The sequence below is a fragment of the Sphingomonas longa genome, assembly GCF_016892685.1.
Taxonomy (GTDB): domain Bacteria; phylum Pseudomonadota; class Alphaproteobacteria; order Sphingomonadales; family Sphingomonadaceae; genus Sphingomonas; species Sphingomonas longa.
The window spans coordinates 186,244-205,726 of sequence record NZ_JAFEMC010000001.1 but is presented as its reverse complement, the minus strand read 5'-3'; the positions used below and the strand labels follow the sequence as shown (position 1 = coordinate 205,726).

Here is a 19,483-nt window from a genome sequence, read left to right as displayed (position 1 = left end):
GTCCCCGGCCGTGAAGCTGCCCATCGTTACCGACGGGCAGGCGGGCGTGCCGCGTCACGTCGCGATCATCATGGACGGCAACGGTCGCTGGGCGAAACAGCGGCACCTGCCGCGCCTCGCCGGCCACCGCGCCGGAGTGGAAGCGGTCCGGCGCGTGACGCGTGCGGCACGCGATATGGGCATAGAGGCGCTGACGCTTTACGCCTTCTCCTCCGAAAACTGGCGTCGCCCGGCGGAGGAGGTCAGCGACCTGATGGGGTTGTTGCGGCTGTTCATTCGCTCTGACCTCGCAGAACTGTCGCGAGAGAATGTCCGGCTGCGCGTGATCGGTGACTATCGGGCATTCTCGCCCGACCTCGTTGCGTTGGTGGACGATGCGATAGCGCGCACCGCGTCGAACACCGGGCCACTGTTGGCGATCGCGTTGAACTACGGTGCGCAGGCCGAGCTTGCGGGGGTTGCGCGGCGGCTGGCGGCGCGGATGCCCGCTGAGAAGATCGACGAGGCGGCGATCGAGGCCGAGCTCGATACGGCTGGCTTGCCGCCGCTCGACCTCGTCATCCGTACGTCTGGCGAGCAACGTCTCTCGAACTTCCTGTTGTGGCAGTCGGCCTATGCGGAACTGCTGTTCGTCGACACCTTGTGGCCGGACTTCGACGGTCAGGCGCTCAGCGACGCGGTAGCGGTGTTCGCGCGCCGTCAGCGGCGTTACGGCGGCCTGTGAGCGACAGTCCGCACGATCCTGCCGCGATGGCCACGCCCGACGCAAAGCTGCGGACGCCATCAAACCTACGTCTCCGCATGATCGCCAGCATCGGCATGATCGCGGTTGCGCTGGTGGCTCTCCTGCTTGGCGGCGTCGGCATGTGGTTGCTGGCCGTGATCGTGTGCCTGTTCATGATGGCGGAGTGGGCCGATCTGACGAAGGTCGACCGCAAGACCAAGCGGATGAGCCAATTCGCGCTGTCCGTACCGCTGGCGCTGATGTCGCCGCTGGCGGCAGGACCGCATTTCTTCGTGCTGGGCGTGCTCGGAGCGGCGTTCTTCTTTGTGGCGATCGTCACGCGCAACGCCCGGTTGGCGGCGGGGACGCTGTATTGCGGACTGCCGGTGTTCGCGCTGCTGCTGATCCGGGAGCAGCCCGACACAGGCTTGGTTTCCGCACTATGGGCGTTGTCTCTCGTCTGGGCGACCGACATCGGCGCATTTTTCGCCGGGCGGTCGTTGGGAGGCCCGAAACTGGCACCCGCGATCAGCCCTGCGAAGACCTGGTCGGGATTGATCGGAGGAGTCCTGCTGGCGAGCTTGGTCGCCTATGCGATCCAAGTCGGTTATGGCCTGTCGCCGATGCTGGTCCTCGCGACGCCCGTGCTGGCGGTTCTGGCCCAGGCCGGCGACCTGTTCGAAAGCGCCCTCAAGCGTCGCGCCGGCGTCAAGGACTCGGGGAACATCCTACCCGGTCACGGCGGCGTGCTCGACCGGCTGGATGGCGTGGTGCCGGTGCTGCCCATCGCGATGCTGCTGACGCTGCTGGCGTGAAGACCGTATCCGTTCTGGGCGCGACCGGTTCGGTCGGCACGTCGACGCTCGACCTGATCGAGCGCGAGCCGGAGCGGTTCCGCGTCCGTGCGCTGACGGCGAATTGCGATGTCGATCGCCTCGCCGCAGCCGCGCGCCGCACGAACGCCGAACTGGCCGTCGTTGCCGATGCAGCCTGCCTGCCGGCATTGCGCGACGCACTCGCCGGCACGGCGACGCGAGTCGAAGGCGGCCGCGATGCGGTGATTGCCGCGGCGGCTTCGGGCGCCGACTGGACGATGGCGGCGATCGTCGGTTGTGCGGGACTGGAGCCGGTGATGGCCGCGGTTGGGCAGGGGGGCACCGTTGTCCTCGCCAACAAGGAGCCTTTGGTCTCCGCCGGTGAGATCGTGCTCGCTGCCGCCAAGGCCGCGGGTGCGACACTGCTGCCGGCCGACAGCGAGCACAACGCCATCTTCCAGTGTCTCGCCGCCAAAGACGCGCGCGCCGTTCGCCGCATCGTCCTGACAGCAAGCGGTGGACCGTTCCGGGAATGGTCGCGCGAAGCGATGGCGGCGGTTACGCCCGAGCAGGCGGTCGCGCACCCGAACTGGTCGATGGGTGCGAAGATCAGCGTCGACTCAGCGACGATGATGAACAAGGGATTGGAACTGATCGAGGCCGCGCGGCTGTTCCCGGTCGATCCCGACTGCATCGAGATCGTCATCCACCCGCAATCGGTGATCCATTCGGCAGTCGACTATATCGACGGATCGATGCTCGCACAGCTCGGCCCGAGCGACATGCGCGTGCCGATCGCCCACTGCCTAGCCTGGCCCGAGCGGATGGCGACGCCAATGGAACCGCTCGACCTCGTCAAGCTCGGGCGTCTCGACTTCGCCGCTCCTGACCAGGATCGCTTTCCGGCGTTGCGGCTCGCCCGCGACGTACTGAAGGCCGGCGGTGCGCGCCCGGCAATCCTGAACGCGGTCAACGAGGTCGCGGTCGCTGCCTTCCTTGCCGGGCAAATCGGCTTCCTCGAAATCGCCGCAATCGTCAGCGATATCCTCGACCGTTACGACCCGCCCGCGCCGGCGGCGCTCGACGCGGTTCTCGCGATCGACGCCGAGGCGAGAGTTATTGCGGGCGAACGATGCCAGGCGACACCGGTCACGCGGGTCGGCGCATAGAGGATTTGGCTTGATCGATACCCCGGGCGTTCCGCTCACCCTCCTCGCCTTCGTCGGCGTCATCGGCCCGCTCGTCTTCATTCATGAGATGGGCCATTACCTCGCCGGCCGCTGGTTCGGCGTGAAAGCGGAGGCGTTTTCGATCGGTTTCGGCAACGAGGTCGCCGGCTGGACCGACGCGCGTGGCACTCGCTGGAAACTCGGCTGGCTTCCGCTCGGCGGCTATGTCCGCTTCGCAGGCGACATGACGCCAGCCAGCCAGCCGACGGCGGAGTGGCTGGCGCTGCCGGCGGAGGAACGGGCGCGGACCTTCCAGGCCAAGCCCGTGTGGCAGCGTGCGATCATCGTGGCGGCGGGGCCGTTCGTCAATTTTCTGGCCGCGATCCTGATCCTCGCAGGCTTCGCGCATTTCTACGGCGCCCGTACTGCGCCGCCAGTGGTGGGTGATGTCGTGCAGCGCAGCCCCGCCGCTGTGGCGGGATTGAAGGCGGGCGACCGCCTGATCGCGCTAGAGGGACGCGCGATGGAAAGCTTCGCCGATATCGCGCAGTTCGCGATGCTGCGGCCGGCGGAAACCGTGTCCGTGACCTACGAGCGCGGCGGCACGCGCGGCAGCACGACGCTGGCGATCGGCGTCGTCACCGAGAAGGACCGCTTCGGCAACGCATATCGGATCGGCCGGATCGGCATCGCCAGTCCGCCGGCCGAATACCAGCCCGTATCGCTGCTGGAGGCACCGCTGGTCGGGGCGCGTCAGGTTGGCGACATCGTCCGGGGCACGCTCGACACGCTGGGGCAGATCATTACGGGTCGCCGCTCCGTCGACGAACTGGGTGGGCCGATCCGCATCGCGAAAGTGTCGGGCGAACAGATGTCGCTCGGCTGGCCGGCCTTCATCGGCCTGATCGCGCTCGTCTCCATCAATCTCGGGTTCATCAACTTACTGCCAGTGCCGATGCTCGATGGCGGCCACCTTCTATTCTATGCGATCGAAGCGGTCCGGCGGCGGCCGGTCAGCATCGCGGTGCAGGAATGGGCGTTCCGCGGCGGCATGGCGGCGATCCTGGCGTTGATGATCCTCGTGACGTTCAACGATCTCGGTGCCTTCGGGCTGTGGCGCGGCATCGCCGGCCTGATCGGGTGACCAGACTTGATCGGGTGACAAGTCTGGGGCAGGGCGACCCGCGCAGGGGCCGGCGTATCTTTCGGGGTGGGTGTGTGAAGAATAACGGTTTCAAGGTCGTCGGCATCGGCGCGTCCCTGCTGGCGACATCCATGCTGGCAGGCGTGGCCTATGCTCAGGCCCGCCCCGCGGGTCAGGCGCGCACGCGTCAGGCAGTGCCGCCCGCCGGCACCCGTCAGGCCGTTCCGCCTGTCGCTCCAGTCGCAACCGTTCCCGCAACGGCCGCGGGAACGATCCGTACGCTGCGGGTCGAGGGATCGCAGCGGATCGAGGCCGACACGGTCCTCTCCTATACGAAGCTGAAGGTCGGAGCGCCGTACACCGCCGCCTCGCTGGATCAGGCGCTGGTCGACCTGGCGGCTTCGGACCTGTTTGCGGACTATTCGATCTCCGGGGTGGAAACGGGCGACATCGTCCTGCGCATCCGCGAGAATCCGATCATCAACCGGGTGATCCTGGAGGGTAACAAGGCGATCAAGAGCGACAAGATCACGAAAGAGATCAAGCTCGCGCCTCGCCAGATCTTCACGCGCACTGCGGTCCGTGCCGATGTCGGGCGCATTGTCGAGTTGTACCGCCGGCAGGGTCGCTTCGCCGCGATCGTCGAGCCCAAGCAGGTCAGCCTGGATCAGAACCGCGTCGACGTGGTGTTCGAGATCGCGGAGGGGGCCAAGTCGAAGGTCCGCCAGATCAACATCCTCGGCAACGAGCAGTTCACCGACGATCAGCTTCGCGGCGAGATGGCGACCAAGCAGTCGCGCTGGTTCCGCCTGCTGTCGTCGAACACGACGTACGATCAGGATCGGCTGAACTACGACCAGCAGAAGCTGCGCCAATTCTATCTGACGCAGGGCTATGCCGATTTCCGCGTGACGAGCGCCGTGGCCGAACTGACCCCGGACAAGCGCGATTTCATCATCACCTACGTCGTCGAGGAGGGATCGCGCTACAAGTTCGGCGACGTCTCCGTCGACAGCGAAATCCGCGATTTCGACAATACGAAGCTCGCGGCGTCGCTGCCGATCAAGAAGGGCGACTGGTACAACGCCAAGTTGGTCGAGGATGCGCTGGACAGCCTGAGCCAGGCAGCTGGACTGTTCGGGTACGCGTTCACGCAGGTCGATCCCGAGTATCAGCGGGACAAGGACACGCTGACTATGGGGATCAATTTCCACATCGGTCAGGCGCAGCGCACCTATGTCGACCGGATCGAGATCAACGGTAATACGCAGACCCAGGATAAGGTTATCCGTCGCGAGATTCGTCTCGGGGAAGGTGACGCGTTCAACACGTTCCAGGTCAAGCGTTCGCAGGACCGCGTCAATTCACTGGGCTTCTTCCAGGACAAGTTCGAGATCAAGCAGACGCCGGGCAGCGCCCCGGACCGCGTCGTGCTGGAGGCACCGGTCGAGGAGAAGTCGACTGGTGAGCTTCAGCTGTCGGCGGGCTTTTCCAGCCTCGAACGGTTCATCATTCAGGCCAACGTCACGCAGAACAATTTCCGCGGCAAGGGTCAGACGCTCAGCTTCGGTGTCAACTACTCGACCTATTCGAAGTCGATCCAGGCGGGCTTCACCGAGCCATACCTGTTCGACAAGAACATCGCGGTCGGGTTCGACGTGTTTCGCCAGGATTACAACCAGTTCAACTATATCGGTAGTGACCGCAACACGACGTTCAGTCAGGTGTCGACCGGTTTCCAGCTTCGTGCTGGCGTGCCGCTGACCGAATATTGGCAGCTCGCCGGCCGGTATAAGCTGTCGTACGACGAGGTCGGGTTGGCGAGTTCGTTCCTGAATGCGGACGGGTCGTGCAACCCATCGCTGGCGGGCCGTTACCTCTGCGATTCGCTGGGGAACCGGTGGACGTCGTCGGTCGGCTATTCGCTGATCTACAACAGCCTCAACAGCGGCTTGCGGCCGACCGCCGGTACGCGCTTTTCGTTCAGCCAGGATTTCGCGGGCTTGGGCGGCGACGTGAAGTACATCAAGACCACTGCGCAGGCGGCGAAATACTACGGTCTGGGGTCGGGCTTCGTATTCTCGCTTCAAGGCGAGGGCGGCTACATCAAGTCGCTGGAACGGAGCCGCGGGATCGGTATCGACAAGGTCCGCATCATCGATCGCTTTTATCTCGGCGAGCCTAACTTCCGCGGATTCGACATCCGCGGCGTTGGGCCGCGGATCCTGCGCATTCCGTACATCACCAATGCCGACGGTACGCAGGCATTGCAGACCGACCGCAATCAGATTCAGGACGACGCGCTTGGCGGGCGGGCCTATTATTTGGCGCGTGCCGAACTGGAGCTGCCGCTGGGTGCGGGTGCCCGCGAACTCGGCCTGCGTCCGACCGTCTATGTTCAGGCGGGCAGCCTGTTCGGTGTTACCAGGCCGCAGCCCACGACGACGTTCCAGCAGGCTGTCGATGCGAGCGGCAACCCGCGCTTCAACCCGGATGGGTCGCCCACGCTGATCGGAAATCCGGTGACGTCGGGGGGCTTCCCGCTCTACACCGTTGCCGCAACCGACACGGTCAACGGCGGCCGGCAGACCACGTGTCAGACGGGGTACTCGGCAACGGTCGGTGGTGCCTGCACCGGCTCGTCGAACAACATCGCCATTATCACCCCGCCATTCTCCGAGCAGTTCCTCGGCAATTCTGCCAAGCCGCGTATCTCGGTCGGCTTTGGCGTGAACTGGACTTCGCCCTTCGGCCCGCTCCGCATCGATATCGCAAAGGCGCTCGTCAAGCAGCGGGGCGACGACGACAAACTCATCACCTTCAACGTAGGGACTTCGTTCTGATGACCAATTTCAAGAAGCTGCTGCTGGCCGCTGTGGTCGCGGTTCCCGCGATCGCCGTCGGCACCTCGACCTCGGCGCAGACCGTCGCCGTCGCCAACCCGGATCAGGCGGTCGCCAATTCGCGCGCATGGGCCACCGCCCGCACCCAGATCGAGACGACCTACAAGGCGCAGATCGATCAGGCGAACGCCCGTCGCGAGGCGATCGGCCGTGAGCTTCAGCCGCTCGTGACGGCGTTCAACACCGCCCGCGCGGCCCCGAACGCCAATCAGGCCGCCTTGCAGACGCAGGCACAGCAGATCCAGACCCGCGAGCAGGCCGCCCAGCAGGAACTGGGCCGCATCACCCTGCCGGCACAGCGTGCGCAGGCCTATGTGGTAGAGCAGATCTCGGGCCGGCTGCCGGAGGCCGTTCAGGCCGTCGTGCGTGCGCGCAACGTGTCGCTGCTCGTGCGTCCCGACGCGGCGCTGTTCGCCGCGCCGGCGTCCGACGTGACCGCGGCGATCACGACCGAGCTCGATCGTCTGGTCCCGACCGTGGGCATCACGCCGCCCGCCAATTGGCAGCCGGGCCAGCAGCAGGGTGCCGCCGCGCCCGCAGCCGGTGCCGCTCCCGCCGCGACGACGCCCGCCGCGCGTCCGACCACGCCGGCGGCGCGTCCGGCCAACACCGGCCGGTGAGCGACACGGCGTCCGCGCCGGCCAGCACCGCCATGACGACGCTCGACATCGGGCACGTCATGGCGGCGTTGCCGCATCGCTATCCGATGCTGCTCGTCGACCGCGTCGCCGAGCTGGTGAAGGACGAGCGGATCGTCGCGATCAAGGCGGTGACGATCAACGAGCAGTTCTTCCAGGGACATTTCCCCGGTCGGCCGATCATGCCGGGCGTGCTGATCGTCGAGGCGCTGGCGCAGGCGGCGGGCATCCTCGCCGTCGAGAGTCTCGGCCTCGCCGGCTCGGGCAAGCTCGTCTATTTCATGGCGATCGACGGCGCGAAGTTCCGCAAGCCGGTCGAACCGGGCGTCCTCCTGCATCTGGAGGCGGAGTTCGTGCAGAAGCGGGGCAGCGTCTGCAAGTTCGCGGGTCGTGCGAAGATCGATGGCCAAGTCGTTGCCGAGGCGCAGTTCACAGCGATGATCGCCGACCCGCCCAAGACCGCATAGGCCTGGCCTTAGACTAAGCTTTGACATCGACGGCGCGGCCCGATAAGGGCCGCGCCTTGTTCTTCGGGCTGGTCGGAACCAGCCACATCAGGAGCGTGACCCATGAAGGCCGATACCCACCCCGACTACCACATGATCAAGGTCCAGATGACGGACGGCACCGTGTTCGAGACCCGCTCCACCTGGGGCAAGGAAGGCGACACGATGACGCTCGACATCGATCCGCTCGCGCATCCGGCATGGACCGGCGGTCGTGGCACCATGCTCGACACGGGTGGCCAGGTCGCCCGTTTCAACAAGCGCTTCGGCGGCGGGCTCACGCTCCGCAAGTAAGTCTTACGGCTTGCACCGAAATGGCCGGGTACCCGACAGGGTGCCCGGCCTTTTTCATTATCGGTAAGAACGGTTGGCGGAGAGAGTGGGATTCGAACCCACGGTGGGCGTGAACCCACGGCGGTTTTCAAGACCGCTGCCTTAAACCACTCGGCCATCTCTCCGGTGCGCCCCCGATAGCGTACGCGCCGGCCCGTGCAAGCCCGTCGACGATCGGGGGTTGTCCCAACCGGCTTTACCCGTGATTACGACGGGATGTGGGGACAGAAAGCGGCGCTGGCCGTCATCGCCGTTATGGCCAACGTCACGCCCGTCGCGGCGCAGGATGCGGCGTTCGACGCGTATCTGGCGCAAGTGAAGGTGCGGGCGGTGGCGCAGGGGGTGAACCCTGCCACTGTCGATCGCGAGTTCATGGGGCTGACCGTCAATACCCGTGTCATCGACCTCGATCGCGGCCAGCCGGGGAACCCGCAGAGCACCAGCTTCTCTCCCTTCGCGCCCTACCGCGCGCAGCATGTCGACGCGGCGAGGATCGGGCGTGGCCGGAATGTCTATCAGGCGCAGCGCAGCCGGCTGTCGAGCATCGAGCAACAGACCGGCGTGCCCGAATCGATCATGGTCGCGATCTGGGGCCACGAGACGAACTACGGCAGCTATACCGGCAATTTCGACCTGATCCGGTCGCTCGCCAGCCTGGCGTATGAGGGGCGCCGCCGCGCGCTGTTCGAGGGCGAGTTGATCGCGGCGCTGAAGATGATCGACCGCGGCGTGCCCCGATCGCAGTTGAAGGGCAGCTGGGCGGGGGCGACCGGCAATCCGCAGTTCCTGCCGTCGATCTATCTGCGCCTCGCCCGCGACGGTGATGGCGATGGCCGCGCGGACATCTGGTCGAGCCAGCCGGATACGCTGGCCTCGATCGCCAACTACTTCGCCAATGCCGGCTGGCGGCCGGGGCAGCCCTGGGGCGTAGCGGTGTCGGTGCCGTCGACGTTCGACCGCAGCGCGATCCGCAACGCATTGGTCAGCCCGCGCTGCCCGCGCGTGTTCCAGCGGCACAGCGGCTGGCGCTCGATGGCGGAGTGGCGCGCGCTCGGTATCCTGCCGCAGGGGCGCGCCTTCCCGGCGGACGATGTTCAGGCGACGCTGATGGAGCCCGACGGAGAGGGTGCGACGGCGTACCTGCTGACCGGCAATTACCGCGTCATCCTCGATTATAATTGTTCGAATTTCTACGCCCTGTCGGTGGGCCTGCTCGCCGATGCGGTGGAGGGCTGACGTCGCCGCGAAGCGCGGCTAAGGACCGTGACATGACCAGGCTTTACCTCGCTCCGTTCGCCGCACCGCTTACTCTCGCGGCGCTGGCCGTGCCCTCGATCGCGGCCGCGCCGCAGTTCCAGACGCCCGCGCCGATCGCGTATCTGAAGGATTTGTCGACGGGCGCGGTGCTGTTCGCGCGCGACGCCGATCGCCGCATGCCGCCCGCATCGATGGCGAAGATGATGACGGTCTATGTCGCGTTCGACCTCGTCAAGCGCGGCGAGCTGAAGCTGACGGACATGGTCACGGTGCGTCCGGAGACGTGGCAGCGCTGGCACGGCCCGGCGGCGGGATCGACGATGTTCCTGTCGGCGAACGAGCAGGTCAGCGTCGCCAACCTGCTTTACGGGATCGTCACGCTGTCGGGGAACGACGCGTGCGTCGTGCTGGCGGAACATATCTCCGGCTCCGAACAGTCGTTCACCGAACGCATGAACCGGATGGCGGGACAGATTGGTCTGAAGAACAGCCATTTCGGCACCTCGAACGGCTGGCCCGACAATGGCGTGACCTTCGTCACGGCGCATGATCTGGCCGAACTGGCGGACGCGACGATCACCAACTTCCCGCAACTCTACAAGCAGTTCTATTCGCGCCGGGACTTCACCTGGGGCAAGACGATGGGCGGCGCGGAGATCACGCAGGCCAATCGCGATCCGTTGCTGGGCCGCGTCGCCGGCGCTGACGGCCTGAAGACCGGCCATACCGACGAGGCAGGTTACGGCTTCACCGGCTCGGCGGAGCAGAATGGCCGACGTCTCGTCATGGTTGTCGCCGGACTGAACACCTTCGGACAGCGTGCCGAGGAGTCGGTGCGGATGATGGATTGGGGTTTCCGCGCGTGGCAGGCCAAGCCGATCGCTGCGAAGGGCAAGCAGGTCGAAACCGCCGACGTCCAGATGGGCGATTCGTCCACCGTCGGCCTTGTCGCGCCCAAGGCTCTGACGGTGACGTTGCCCGCCGGCCTCGCCCCCGAACTGAAGGCTCGCGTCGTGTATAGCGGCCCGATCAAGGCGCCGATCAAGGCGGGTCAGCACATCGCCGACCTCGTCGTCTCCTCACCGGACGTGCCCGAACAGCGCCTGCCGCTGGTCGCGGCGGCCGATGTCGGAGAAGCGGGCTTCTTCCGTCGCGCCTGGAACGGGCTGACCTCGTTCTTCGGGTGACGCGGTGACGTCACCCCTCGGCAACGCGGCGGCGCAGGCGAGCTTCCGCGCGGCGCTGGATAGTGGCGCGTTGCATCATGCGTGGCTGATCGCGGGGCCGGAGGGAGTTGGCAAAGCCAGCTTCGCCCGCGCCGCGGCACTGCGGATGCTGGCGGAGGCGGTCGATCCGTCGCTGCCGCGGGGGTTCGCGGTACCCGACGGCCATCGTACCGCGTCGCTGTTCGCCGCGGGCTCGCATCCCGATTACCGGCTGCTGGAGCGGTTGCAGAAGGACCCGGACAAGCCGGAGCTGGCGCGGTCGATCACGATCGCGCAGGTCCGCACGCTCCAGCCGATGTTCGCCACCGCGCCCGCGATGAGCAGCCGTCGCGTGGTCGTGATCGACGCGATCGACGATCTGGAGCGCAACGGCGCAAACGCCTTGCTCAAGAACCTGGAGGAACCGCCGGTCGGCACGATCTTCCTGCTGGTCAGTCATGCACCCGGCAAGCTGCTGCCGACGATCCGGTCCCGGTGCAGGTTGCTGCGATTCGAGCGACTGACCGACGCGGAGGTTGCGACCGTTCTGCGCGCGCAATTGCCCGAGGCGGACGAGGCGGAAATCGCCGCGCTGGTCACCGCCGCGGACGGCGCGCCGGGGCGCGGCCTGCGCTTCGCGGGCCTCGATCTCGCCAAGGTGGATCAGGCGATCGCCGCGATCGCGGCCGACGGCGATCCCGACAATGGTCGACGTGCGGCACTGGCGAGGCAACTGGCGGGCAAGCCGGCGCAGGCCCGTTACGAAGCGTTCCTCGACCGCGTTCCGGCCTTCATCGCCGGCGCGGCGAAGGCGCGGTCGGGCGAGCCGTTGCGGACCGCGCTCGACGCCCATGCCGCCGCGCGCGATCTGGCCGGGGCGGCCCGCGGCCTGTCGCTCGATGCGAGCGGAACGGTGTTCGAGATGGCGGGGATCGTCGCGAGGCTGCACGCCGCCTGATCCCGCGCCGATGTACACACCGACGCGTGGTTCGGACATTGCCAGTGCGGGACCTGCGCCGTAGGGACAGCCACTATGGGTGACCCCTTCTATATTACCACCGCGATCCACTATCCCAACGGGCGGCCGCATATCGGCCATGCGTACGAGATGGTCGCCGCCGACGTCATTGCCCGCTTTCAGCGGCAGGCCGGACGCGACGTGCTGTTCCAGACCGGTACGGACGAACACGGGCTGAAAATGGCACAGGCGGCACGGGCGAGGGGGCTGGAGACCCGTGCCTTCGCTGATGAAATGTCATCGCATTTCAGCGAGATGGCAGATCGCTTTCACATCTCGTACGATCGGTTCATCCGGACGGTGGATACGGACCACTACGCCGCAAGCCAAGCTATCTGGCAGGCGATGGTGGATTCGGGCGACCTGTATCTCGACCGGTATGAGGGCTGGTATTCCGTTCGCGACGAAGCGTTCTACGACGAAAAGGAACTGACGGGGGAGGGCGATGATCGCTTGTCGCCGCAGGGCACGCCGGTCGAGTGGACCGCCGAGGAGACGTGGTTTTTCCGGCTGTCGAAATATCAGCAGCCGCTGCTCGACCTTTACGCAGCCGAACCGGACTTCATCCGACCGGACAGCCGCCGCAACGAGGTGATGCGCTTTGTCGAGGGCGGATTGTCGGACCTGTCGGTCTCGCGGACCAGCTTCGACTGGGGCGTGCCGGTGCCGGGCAGCCCGGGGCACGTCATGTATGTGTGGGTCGATGCGCTGACCAACTATCTGACCGGCACGGGCTATCCCGATACGGGCGCGCCGAACGCGCGGTTCTGGCCCGCGGACCTGCACCTGATCGGCAAGGACATCGTCCGGTTTCACGCGGTGTACTGGCCGGCGTTCCTGATGTCGGCGAAGATCCCGCTGCCCAAGAGCGTGTTCGGCCACGGCTTCCTGCTCAGCCGCGGCGAGAAGATGTCGAAATCGGTCGGCAACGTCGTCGATCCGATGGCGCTGGCGGACGCGTTCGGGATCGACGCCCTCCGCTATTTCTTCCTGCGCGAGGTCAGTTTCGGGCAGGACGGCTCCTATTCGCCCGAGGCGATCGTCACGCGCGTCAACGCCGAACTGGCAAACGCGTTCGGCAACCTCGCCCAGCGGACCTTGTCGTTCATCGCCAAGAATCTGGAAGGCGCATTTCCCGATCCCGGCCGGCGCGACGATGCCGATGCTGTCCTGATCGAGGAAGTCGTCGTGGCGTGCGCCGCGTTGAAGGCGGCGTTCGGAGACCTGTCGCTCAGCCAGGGTATCGAGGCGTGGATGCGCGGCGTCTATGCCTGTAACCAGTATATCGACGTGCAGGCGCCGTGGTCGCTCCGCAAGACCGATCCGGAGCGGATGCACGCCGTGCTCGGCACGCTGGTCCGCGCAATTCGGATGCTGGCGATCGCGATCCTGCCGGTGGTGCCGACGGGCGCAGCGACGATCCTCGACCTGCTGGGCGCGGACGCCCGCGATCATGCGGCGATCGACGATGACGGATGGTACCCGGCACAGGTTGTCAGCTGTTTCCGCCTCGCCGCACCGACTCCCGCTTTCCCCCGGCTGGAGTTGCCGGCGGAGGTCGCCTGATGCTCGCCGACAGCCACTGCCACCTGAACTACAAGGGGTTGGTCGAGGACCAGCCGGCGGTGCTGGCGCGGGCCCGTGCGCGCGGGGTGACGGCGATGCTCAACATCGCGACGCGCGAAAGCGAGTGGGACGCCGTGCTCGCGACCGCGGAACGCGAGCCCGATGTCTGGGCGACGGTCGGCATCCATCCGCACGAGGCCGACCAGCATTCGCATATCGACACCGCCAAGCTGGTCGAGCGGGCCGCACATCCTCGGGTGGTCGGCATCGGCGAATCCGGCCTCGATTACTACTACGAGCATTCGGATCGCGAACGGCAGCAGGCCAGTTTCCGCGCCCATATCGCCGCGTGTCGCGATACCGGCCTGCCGCTGATCGTCCATACGCGTGATGCGGAGGATGATACTGCCGCGATCCTGGCGGACGAAATGGGGAAGGGGGCCTATCCCGGCGTCATCCACTGCTTCACCGCTAGCCGAGCATTTGCCGACACGGCGCTGGATTTAGGGTTTTATATCTCGATTTCGGGAATCGTGACGTTCAAGAATGCCGTCGACCTTCAGGCGACGGCGCGCGATTTGCCGGTCGAGCGGCTGCTGGTCGAGACCGATGCGCCGTTCCTGGCGCCCGTGCCGCATCGGGGCAAGCCGGGCGAGCCGGCGTTCGTGGCCGACACGCTGGCGTTCGTCGCCAAGCTGCGCGGTGACGATCCGACGATGCTGGCGGAGCGGACGGCGCAGAACTTTCACGCGCTGTTCGCCAAGACCCGCGCGTGAAGGTGACCATCCTCGGCTCCGGCACGTCGACCGGCGTGCCGCGGATCGGCAACGAATGGGGAGCGTGCGACCCGAGCGATCCGCGCAACCGCCGCTCGCGCGCGTCGATCGTCGTCGAGCATGAGGACACGCGCATCCTCGTCGATACCAGTCCCGACATGCGCGAGCAGCTGCTGGCGGCGGATGTCGGGCGGATCGACGCGGTGATCTGGACCCACGACCACGCCGATCACTGCCACGGAATTGACGACCTGCGGCAGCTCTATCATGTGCTCGGCCACCCTGTGCCCGGCTACGCGCGGGGTCCCACTCTGGCGGTGCTGAAGGATCGGTTCGCCTATGTGTTCGCGGGCAAGGGCGGCTATCCGGCGACGGTCGCGGCGGACATCTTGCCGGACCGGCTGACGATCGGCGGAATTGACCTTGCGGTCGCGGACCAGCCGCACGGGCGCATCACCAGCGCCGGGCTACGCTTCGATGCGGGCGGTAAGCGGATCGGATATGCCACCGATCTCAGCGCCATGACCGGCGCTATGCGCACGCTGTATCAGGACCTGGACGTGCTGATCATCGACGCGCTGCGCCACGAGCCGCACCCGACGCACCCGACCGTCGCACAGGCAGTGGACTGGATCGCGGAGCTGAAGCCGACGCGGGCGGCGACCGTGCATATGGATCACACGCTCGACTACGCGACGCTGGCGGCGGCGCTGCCGGCGGGTGTCGAGCCGGGCTATGACGGACTGGTCTTGTGAGCGAGCGGTCCGTGGACATGCTGTTCTACGGGCTGATGATCCTGCTGCCCTTGTCCGGCCTCATCGCACGGCGGCCGCCGCTCGGGCAGACGATGAAGATGGCGGCGGCGTGGATCGGCATCTTCGCGGTCGGGCTGTTGCTCGTAAGTCAGCGCGACAAATTGCCGTCGCTAAGCCGCGTCCTGGACGATCAGGAGATCAGCGGTTCGGAAACCCGGATCGGTATGGGCGAGGATGGGCATTTCCACGCCGTCACGTCGATCAACGGCGTGCGCGCGCCGATGCTGGTCGACAGCGGCGCGACGACGATCGCGCTGTCGGTCGCGACCGCCAAGGCCGCCGGGCTGGACCTGAACGAGAGCGCATTCCCGGTGATGATCGACACCGCCAACGGCCGCATCGTCGCTCACCGCGTGACGATCAAGACGCTCAAGGTCGGCAGCGTCACCGTTACCGACATCGCTGCCGTGGTGTCGGAGGCGTTTGGCGATCAGGACATCATCGGCATGAACTTCCTGTCGCGGCTGGCCTCGTGGCGCGTCGAGGGACGTATCCTAATCCTGCAGCCAAACGAAGCGTAGTTTTACATAATGCATATTATCAACGACTCTCGTCGGCCGGTTGAGAGGTTGCTTGCGATCATGGCGAGGCTTCGCGATCCGAACGGCGGCTGCGATTGGGACATCGCGCAAAGCTGGTCGACGATCGCGCCCTATACGATCGAGGAAGCGTACGAGGTGGCGGACGCCGTCGCCCGCGGTTCGGTGGAGGATGTCCGCGACGAACTCGGCGACCTGCTGCTCCAGGTCGTGTTCCAAAGCCGGATCGCCGAGGAAGACGGCCTGTTCGCCTTTGACGATGTCGCCACGGCGATCGCCGACAAGATGGAACGCCGTCATCCACACATCTTCGGTACAGCGCAGGGTCGCCCCGATTGGGACGGGATGAAGGCGGCGGAACGCGCTGCCGACGCAGGGGCGCTGGCGGGTGTCGCGCTCGGTCTGCCGGCGCTCAGCCGGGCCGAGAAGCTACAGAAGCGTGCGGCCCGTGTCGGCTTCGACTGGCCGGACGCCGCAGGGCCGCGCGCCAAGATCGACGAGGAACTCGCCGAGATCGATCAGGCGACGCCCGACACGCTGGCGGAAGAAGTCGGCGATCTGTTGTTCAGCGTCGTCAACTATGCACGTCACAAGGGTATCGACGCCGAAGCGGCGTTACGCGATGCCAACGGCAAGTTCGAGCGGCGTTTCGCCGGTATGGAGTCGTTGGGCGGTTCGGCGTTCGTGGAACTGTCGCTCGACCAGAAGGAAGAGCTGTGGGCCGCAGTCAAGCGAAGCGACGGTTGAACCGGGCGTAATCCTCTTCGCCGAGCCGGACATCGAATGTCGTCGAATCGCCTTCCGTCGCCTGCGCCAGCACTTCGCCATTGGCGTGCAGCCACGCAGCGCCTGCCCCGTCCGAGCTGTCCAGCGTGATCGTGTAGCGGCGATGCCCCTCCGTCAGCCGTGCGGCGACCGCCGTCGACAGATCGTCCACCCCCTCCCCGGTCAGCGCCGAAATCACCTTCACGTCGCTGCGCCGGGCAGCTTGCTCCAGCGCATCCGAACGGCGGTCCGCGTCGAGCAGGTCGAGCTTGTTCCAGGCCTCGAACCGCGGCGTCAACGCGGTGACGCCGATCTCCTCCAGCACCGCCTCCACGTCGGCGCGCTGCGCCTCGGTATCGGGGTGCGCAATGTCGCGCACGTGGATCAGCAGGTCGGCCGACACCACCTCTTCCAGCGTCGCCTTGAACGCGGCGACGAGTTGCGTCGGCAGGTCGGACACGAAGCCGACGGTGTCGGACAGGATCGCCTTGTCGATACCGGGCAGGGAAATCTGCCGTAGGGTCGGGTCGAGCGTCGCGAACAGCAGGTTCTCCGCCATCACATCCGCCCCGGTCAGGCGGTTGAACAGCGTGGACTTGCCAGCGTTAGTGTATCCGACCAGCGCGATCACCGGCCACGGCGCGCGTTGCCGACGGTCGCGGTGGAGCCCACGGGTCCGGCTGACCTGCTCCAGCTCGCGTCGCAGCCGTGCCATGCGGTCACGGATCATGCGACGGTCGGCCTCAATCTGCGTCTCGCCCGGGCCGCCAAGGAAGCCGAAGCCACCACGTTGCCGCTCGAGGTGGGTCCAGCTTCGCACCAGCCGTCCCGCTTGATAGTCGAGATGCGCGAGTTCGACTTGCAACCGCCCCTCGGCCGTTGCAGCGCGTTCGCCGAAGATTTCGAGGATCAAGCCAGTGCGATCGATGACCTTGGCGGACAGCCCGGTTTCCAGATTGCGCTGCTGCACCGGCGTTAATGCCGCATCGAAGACGACCAGCGTCGCCTCCTCCATCGTTACGCGGGTCGCCAGCTCTTCCATCTGGCCGCTGCCGATCAGCGTAGCAGGTCGCGGTGTCCGGACGCGAAGCGCCACGCGATCCACGACCTCCAGCCCGATCGCTGCGGCGAGGCCGGCACATTCCTCCAGCCGCGCATCCACGTCGCGCGACGAGTCGCCGCGGTCCGGCAACACGACGACGGCGCGCGCGCCGCGGGCGACGTCGTCACGATCGCGATCGAACCCTGTGCTCAAGACGCTTTCCTCAATCCTCGACCGGCTCGTTTTGCTCGTCCGACAGGTTCAGCGCGCGCGCCGGCTGGATCGTCGACACCGCATGCTTGTAGACGAGCTGCACCATACCCTCGCGCTGGAGCAGCATGCAGAACAGGTCGAACCCTGCGATCTGGCCCTGCAGCATGACGCCGTTGATGAGGAACATCGTCACGCTGTCCTCGGACTTGCGGACCGCGTTCAAGAACAACTCCTGCAACAGCGGCGACTTGCGCTGCGCTTCGCCGATGCTGTCGAGGATCGGATCGAGATCGAACGTGCCACCCGGCATGATCGTGGAGATCGCATGCTTGTAGATCAGCTGCGACTGCCCGTCGCGGCGCAGGAGCACGGAAAAATTGTCAAACCAGGTGACGATGCCCTGAAGCTTCACGCCCTTCACCAGGAACATCGTCACCGGTGTCTTGGAACGGCGGAGGGCATTCAGGAACAGGTCCTGAAGGGAGGTCTGTTTTTCGGCCATGCGGCACCCTTCTTGTTGGCGGAGCGATGCCCCGCGATGCGCCGTTTTCCGGCGTCGGAAACCGGACGCTGCGTCCGGCCATCCCGTTATGGCGACGACCACCCGAGAAGTGAAGGTCGTGCGACCGAGATGGAAGGCGTTTTTACCGTCACTTCACCAATTCAGGTCAGTCCTCGCGTGTTTCCGTAATGCCCAGCAACTTCAGTTTGCGATGCAAGGCGGAGCGTTCCATGCCGATGAAACTAGCGGTGCGCGAGATATTGCCGGAGAAGCGACGGATCTGGACGCGAAGATATTCCCGCTCGAATGACTCCCGTGCCTCCCGCAGGGGTGCGCCCATAATCGCGGTCGATCCGCCGCCGCTACCGGCACCCTGCCCGAGCACTTCGGCGGGCAGCAGATCGAGATCGATCCGGCCGATGCGATCGCCGGGAGCCATGATGACGGTCCGCTCCACAACGTTGCGAAGCTGGCGGACATTGCCCGGCCATTCATAGGATTGCAGCGCAACCATCGCATCCGGCGCGATTTCCGGAGTCGGAACCCGACGCTCGGCGGCATAGTGCGCGATGAAATGCTGGACCAGGGGCGGGATGTCCTCCCGCCGATCCGCAAGCGGCGGCAGGATCACCGGAACGACGTTCAGGCGGTAATACAGGTCTTCGCGGAATCGCCCCTCGGCGATCTCTTCGGTCAGGTTGCGCGAGGTGGCGGAGACGACCCGCACGTCGACCTTCACCACGCGGCTGCCGCCGACTCGGGTGAAGCTCTGGTCGGTCAGCACGCGCAGGATGCGCGCCTGCGTCGCCACCGGCATGTCGGCGATCTCGTCGAGGAACAGGGTACCACCATGTGCCTGTTCGAGCAGCCCCGGTCGGACGAGGTCGCCGCCCTCCTCCACCCCGAACAACTCCTCCTCGACGCGTTCAGGGGTCATGTTCGCCGCCGACACGATCACGAACGGTGCCGCGGTTCGTTGGCTCCAGCCGTGCAGCAGCCGCGCCGCGACTTCCTTGCCGACTCCGGCGGGGCCGACGATCAGCACCCGGCTACCGGTCGCCGCGACGCGCTTCAACGTCGCGCGGACGCCGTTGATCGCGGCGGAGCTGCCCGTAAGGTCGGTATCGCGACCGGCATAGGCGCGCAGCGATGCGACTTCGCGACGCAGCCGCTCCGTCTCGGTTGCGCGCGCGACCATCAGCAGCAGGCGTTCGGCCTCGAACGGCTTCTCGATGAAATCGACCGCGCCCTTGCGGATCGCGGCAACGGCGGTGTCGATGCTGCCGTGACCGGAGATGACGAGCACCGGAATCGACGCGTCGCGGCGCTTGATCTCGTCGAGCAGCTCCAGTCCGTCGAGCCGCGACCCCTGCAGCCAGACATCGAGCAGCACCAACGACGGCCGGCGTTCGGCGATCGCCTCCAGCGCGGCATCGCTGTGCGCGGCGCCACGCGTGCCGTAGCCCTCGTCCTCCAGCACACCCGCGACCAGTTCGCGGATGTCCGTCTCATCGTCAACGACCAGGATGTCGAGCGCCATTATACTATGTCCG

The 19,483-nt window shown here is 66.2% G+C and carries 19 protein-coding genes and 1 tRNA gene; 16 read left to right on the top strand and 4 right to left on the bottom strand.

The annotated features are described in order from the left end of the window. The first annotated feature begins 10 nt into the window (after positions 1 to 10). From ILT43_RS00985 to rpmE, 8 genes are all read left to right on the top strand, one after another. Entirely contained in the window at positions 11 to 724 is a 714-nt protein-coding gene (locus tag ILT43_RS00985; RefSeq protein WP_343283941.1) for an isoprenyl transferase, read from the top strand. A 77-nt stretch (positions 725 to 801) separates the two neighbouring features. Beyond that, a complete protein-coding gene (locus ILT43_RS00980; RefSeq protein ID WP_204193320.1) occupies positions 802 to 1,539 on the top strand; it encodes a phosphatidate cytidylyltransferase in 738 nt (245 codons plus the stop codon). Continuing rightward, complete coding sequence (locus tag ILT43_RS00975) at positions 1,536 to 2,708, top strand: 1-deoxy-D-xylulose-5-phosphate reductoisomerase (protein WP_204193319.1); 1,173 nt, start codon at positions 1,536 to 1,538, stop codon at positions 2,706 to 2,708. Before ILT43_RS00980 ends, ILT43_RS00975 begins: the two co-directional genes overlap by 4 nt. Before the next feature lie 10 nt (positions 2,709 to 2,718). Continuing rightward, on the top strand, positions 2,719 to 3,852 hold the full coding sequence (rseP, locus tag ILT43_RS00970) for an RIP metalloprotease RseP (RefSeq protein WP_204193317.1): 1,134 nt from the start codon (positions 2,719 to 2,721) through the stop codon (positions 3,850 to 3,852). A 131-nt stretch (positions 3,853 to 3,983) separates the two neighbouring features. Then, entirely contained in the window at positions 3,984 to 6,695 is a 2,712-nt protein-coding gene (gene bamA, locus ILT43_RS00965) for an outer membrane protein assembly factor BamA (RefSeq protein WP_239473930.1), read from the top strand. Beyond that, positions 6,695 to 7,375, top strand: a complete 681-nt coding sequence (locus tag ILT43_RS00960; RefSeq protein ID WP_204193314.1) for an OmpH family outer membrane protein — start codon at positions 6,695 to 6,697, stop codon at positions 7,373 to 7,375. Before bamA ends, ILT43_RS00960 begins: the two co-directional genes overlap by 1 nt. A gap of 32 nt (positions 7,376 to 7,407) precedes the next feature. After that, positions 7,408 to 7,860, top strand: coding sequence for a 3-hydroxyacyl-ACP dehydratase FabZ (gene fabZ / locus ILT43_RS00955; RefSeq protein ID WP_204196060.1), 453 nt, complete (start codon positions 7,408 to 7,410; stop codon positions 7,858 to 7,860). Between the two features lie 102 nt (positions 7,861 to 7,962). Then, complete coding sequence (rpmE, locus tag ILT43_RS00950; protein WP_204193312.1) at positions 7,963 to 8,193, top strand: 50S ribosomal protein L31; 231 nt, start codon at positions 7,963 to 7,965, stop codon at positions 8,191 to 8,193. 74 nt (positions 8,194 to 8,267) lie between these two features. Here rpmE and ILT43_RS00945 read toward each other — a convergent pair. After that, a tRNA-Ser gene (locus tag ILT43_RS00945) sits at positions 8,268 to 8,357 on the bottom strand. A 91-nt stretch (positions 8,358 to 8,448) separates the two neighbouring features. Between ILT43_RS00945 and ILT43_RS00940 the strand changes: the two genes are divergently transcribed. The 8 genes from ILT43_RS00940 to mazG all read left to right on the top strand — a co-directional run bounded on the left by ILT43_RS00940 (position 8,449) and on the right by mazG (position 16,155). After that, entirely contained in the window at positions 8,449 to 9,468 is a 1,020-nt protein-coding gene (locus tag ILT43_RS00940) for a lytic murein transglycosylase (RefSeq protein WP_204193310.1), read from the top strand. Between the two features lie 32 nt (positions 9,469 to 9,500). Continuing rightward, positions 9,501 to 10,676, top strand: a complete 1,176-nt coding sequence (locus ILT43_RS00935; RefSeq protein WP_204193308.1) for a D-alanyl-D-alanine carboxypeptidase family protein — start codon at positions 9,501 to 9,503, stop codon at positions 10,674 to 10,676. 4 nt (positions 10,677 to 10,680) lie between these two features. Beyond that, positions 10,681 to 11,652, top strand: coding sequence for an AAA family ATPase (locus ILT43_RS00930; RefSeq protein WP_204193307.1), 972 nt, complete (start codon positions 10,681 to 10,683; stop codon positions 11,650 to 11,652). Positions 11,653 to 11,727: 75 nt separating this feature from the next. Then, complete coding sequence (metG, locus tag ILT43_RS00925; protein WP_204193305.1) at positions 11,728 to 13,278, top strand: methionine--tRNA ligase; 1,551 nt, start codon at positions 11,728 to 11,730, stop codon at positions 13,276 to 13,278. Continuing rightward, positions 13,278 to 14,054: a TatD family hydrolase gene (locus ILT43_RS00920; protein ID WP_204193303.1), complete on the top strand. Its 777-nt coding sequence runs from the start codon at positions 13,278 to 13,280 to the stop codon at positions 14,052 to 14,054. Before metG ends, ILT43_RS00920 begins: the two co-directional genes overlap by 1 nt. Then, on the top strand, positions 14,051 to 14,809 hold the full coding sequence (locus ILT43_RS00915) for an MBL fold metallo-hydrolase (RefSeq protein WP_204193302.1): 759 nt from the start codon (positions 14,051 to 14,053) through the stop codon (positions 14,807 to 14,809). The genes ILT43_RS00920 and ILT43_RS00915 overlap by 4 nt, the downstream gene beginning before the upstream one ends. Beyond that, positions 14,806 to 15,390 (top strand): TIGR02281 family clan AA aspartic protease, encoded by a 585-nt coding sequence (locus ILT43_RS19750; protein WP_204193300.1) that lies wholly within the window; start codon positions 14,806 to 14,808, stop codon positions 15,388 to 15,390. Before ILT43_RS00915 ends, ILT43_RS19750 begins: the two co-directional genes overlap by 4 nt. Positions 15,391 to 15,450: 60 nt before the next feature. Next, on the top strand, positions 15,451 to 16,155 hold the full coding sequence (gene mazG, locus ILT43_RS00905) for a nucleoside triphosphate pyrophosphohydrolase (protein ID WP_239473839.1): 705 nt from the start codon (positions 15,451 to 15,453) through the stop codon (positions 16,153 to 16,155). Here mazG and hflX read toward each other — a convergent pair. The 3 genes from hflX to ntrX form a co-directional block, all read right to left on the bottom strand. Continuing rightward, positions 16,136 to 17,428, bottom strand: coding sequence for a GTPase HflX (gene hflX, locus ILT43_RS00900; RefSeq protein ID WP_204193296.1), 1,293 nt, complete (start codon positions 17,426 to 17,428; stop codon positions 16,136 to 16,138). The two genes, mazG and hflX, sit on opposite strands and share 20 nt — an antisense overlap. Positions 17,429 to 17,438: 10 nt before the next feature. Further along, positions 17,439 to 18,032: an RNA chaperone Hfq gene (gene hfq / locus ILT43_RS00895; protein WP_318293449.1), complete on the bottom strand. Its 594-nt coding sequence runs from the start codon at positions 18,030 to 18,032 to the stop codon at positions 17,439 to 17,441. 64 nt (positions 18,033 to 18,096) lie between these two features. Then, positions 18,097 to 19,470 (bottom strand): nitrogen assimilation response regulator NtrX, encoded by a 1,374-nt coding sequence (gene ntrX / locus ILT43_RS00890; protein ID WP_204193292.1) that lies wholly within the window; start codon positions 19,468 to 19,470, stop codon positions 18,097 to 18,099. Positions 19,471 to 19,483: the final 13 nt, after the last annotated feature.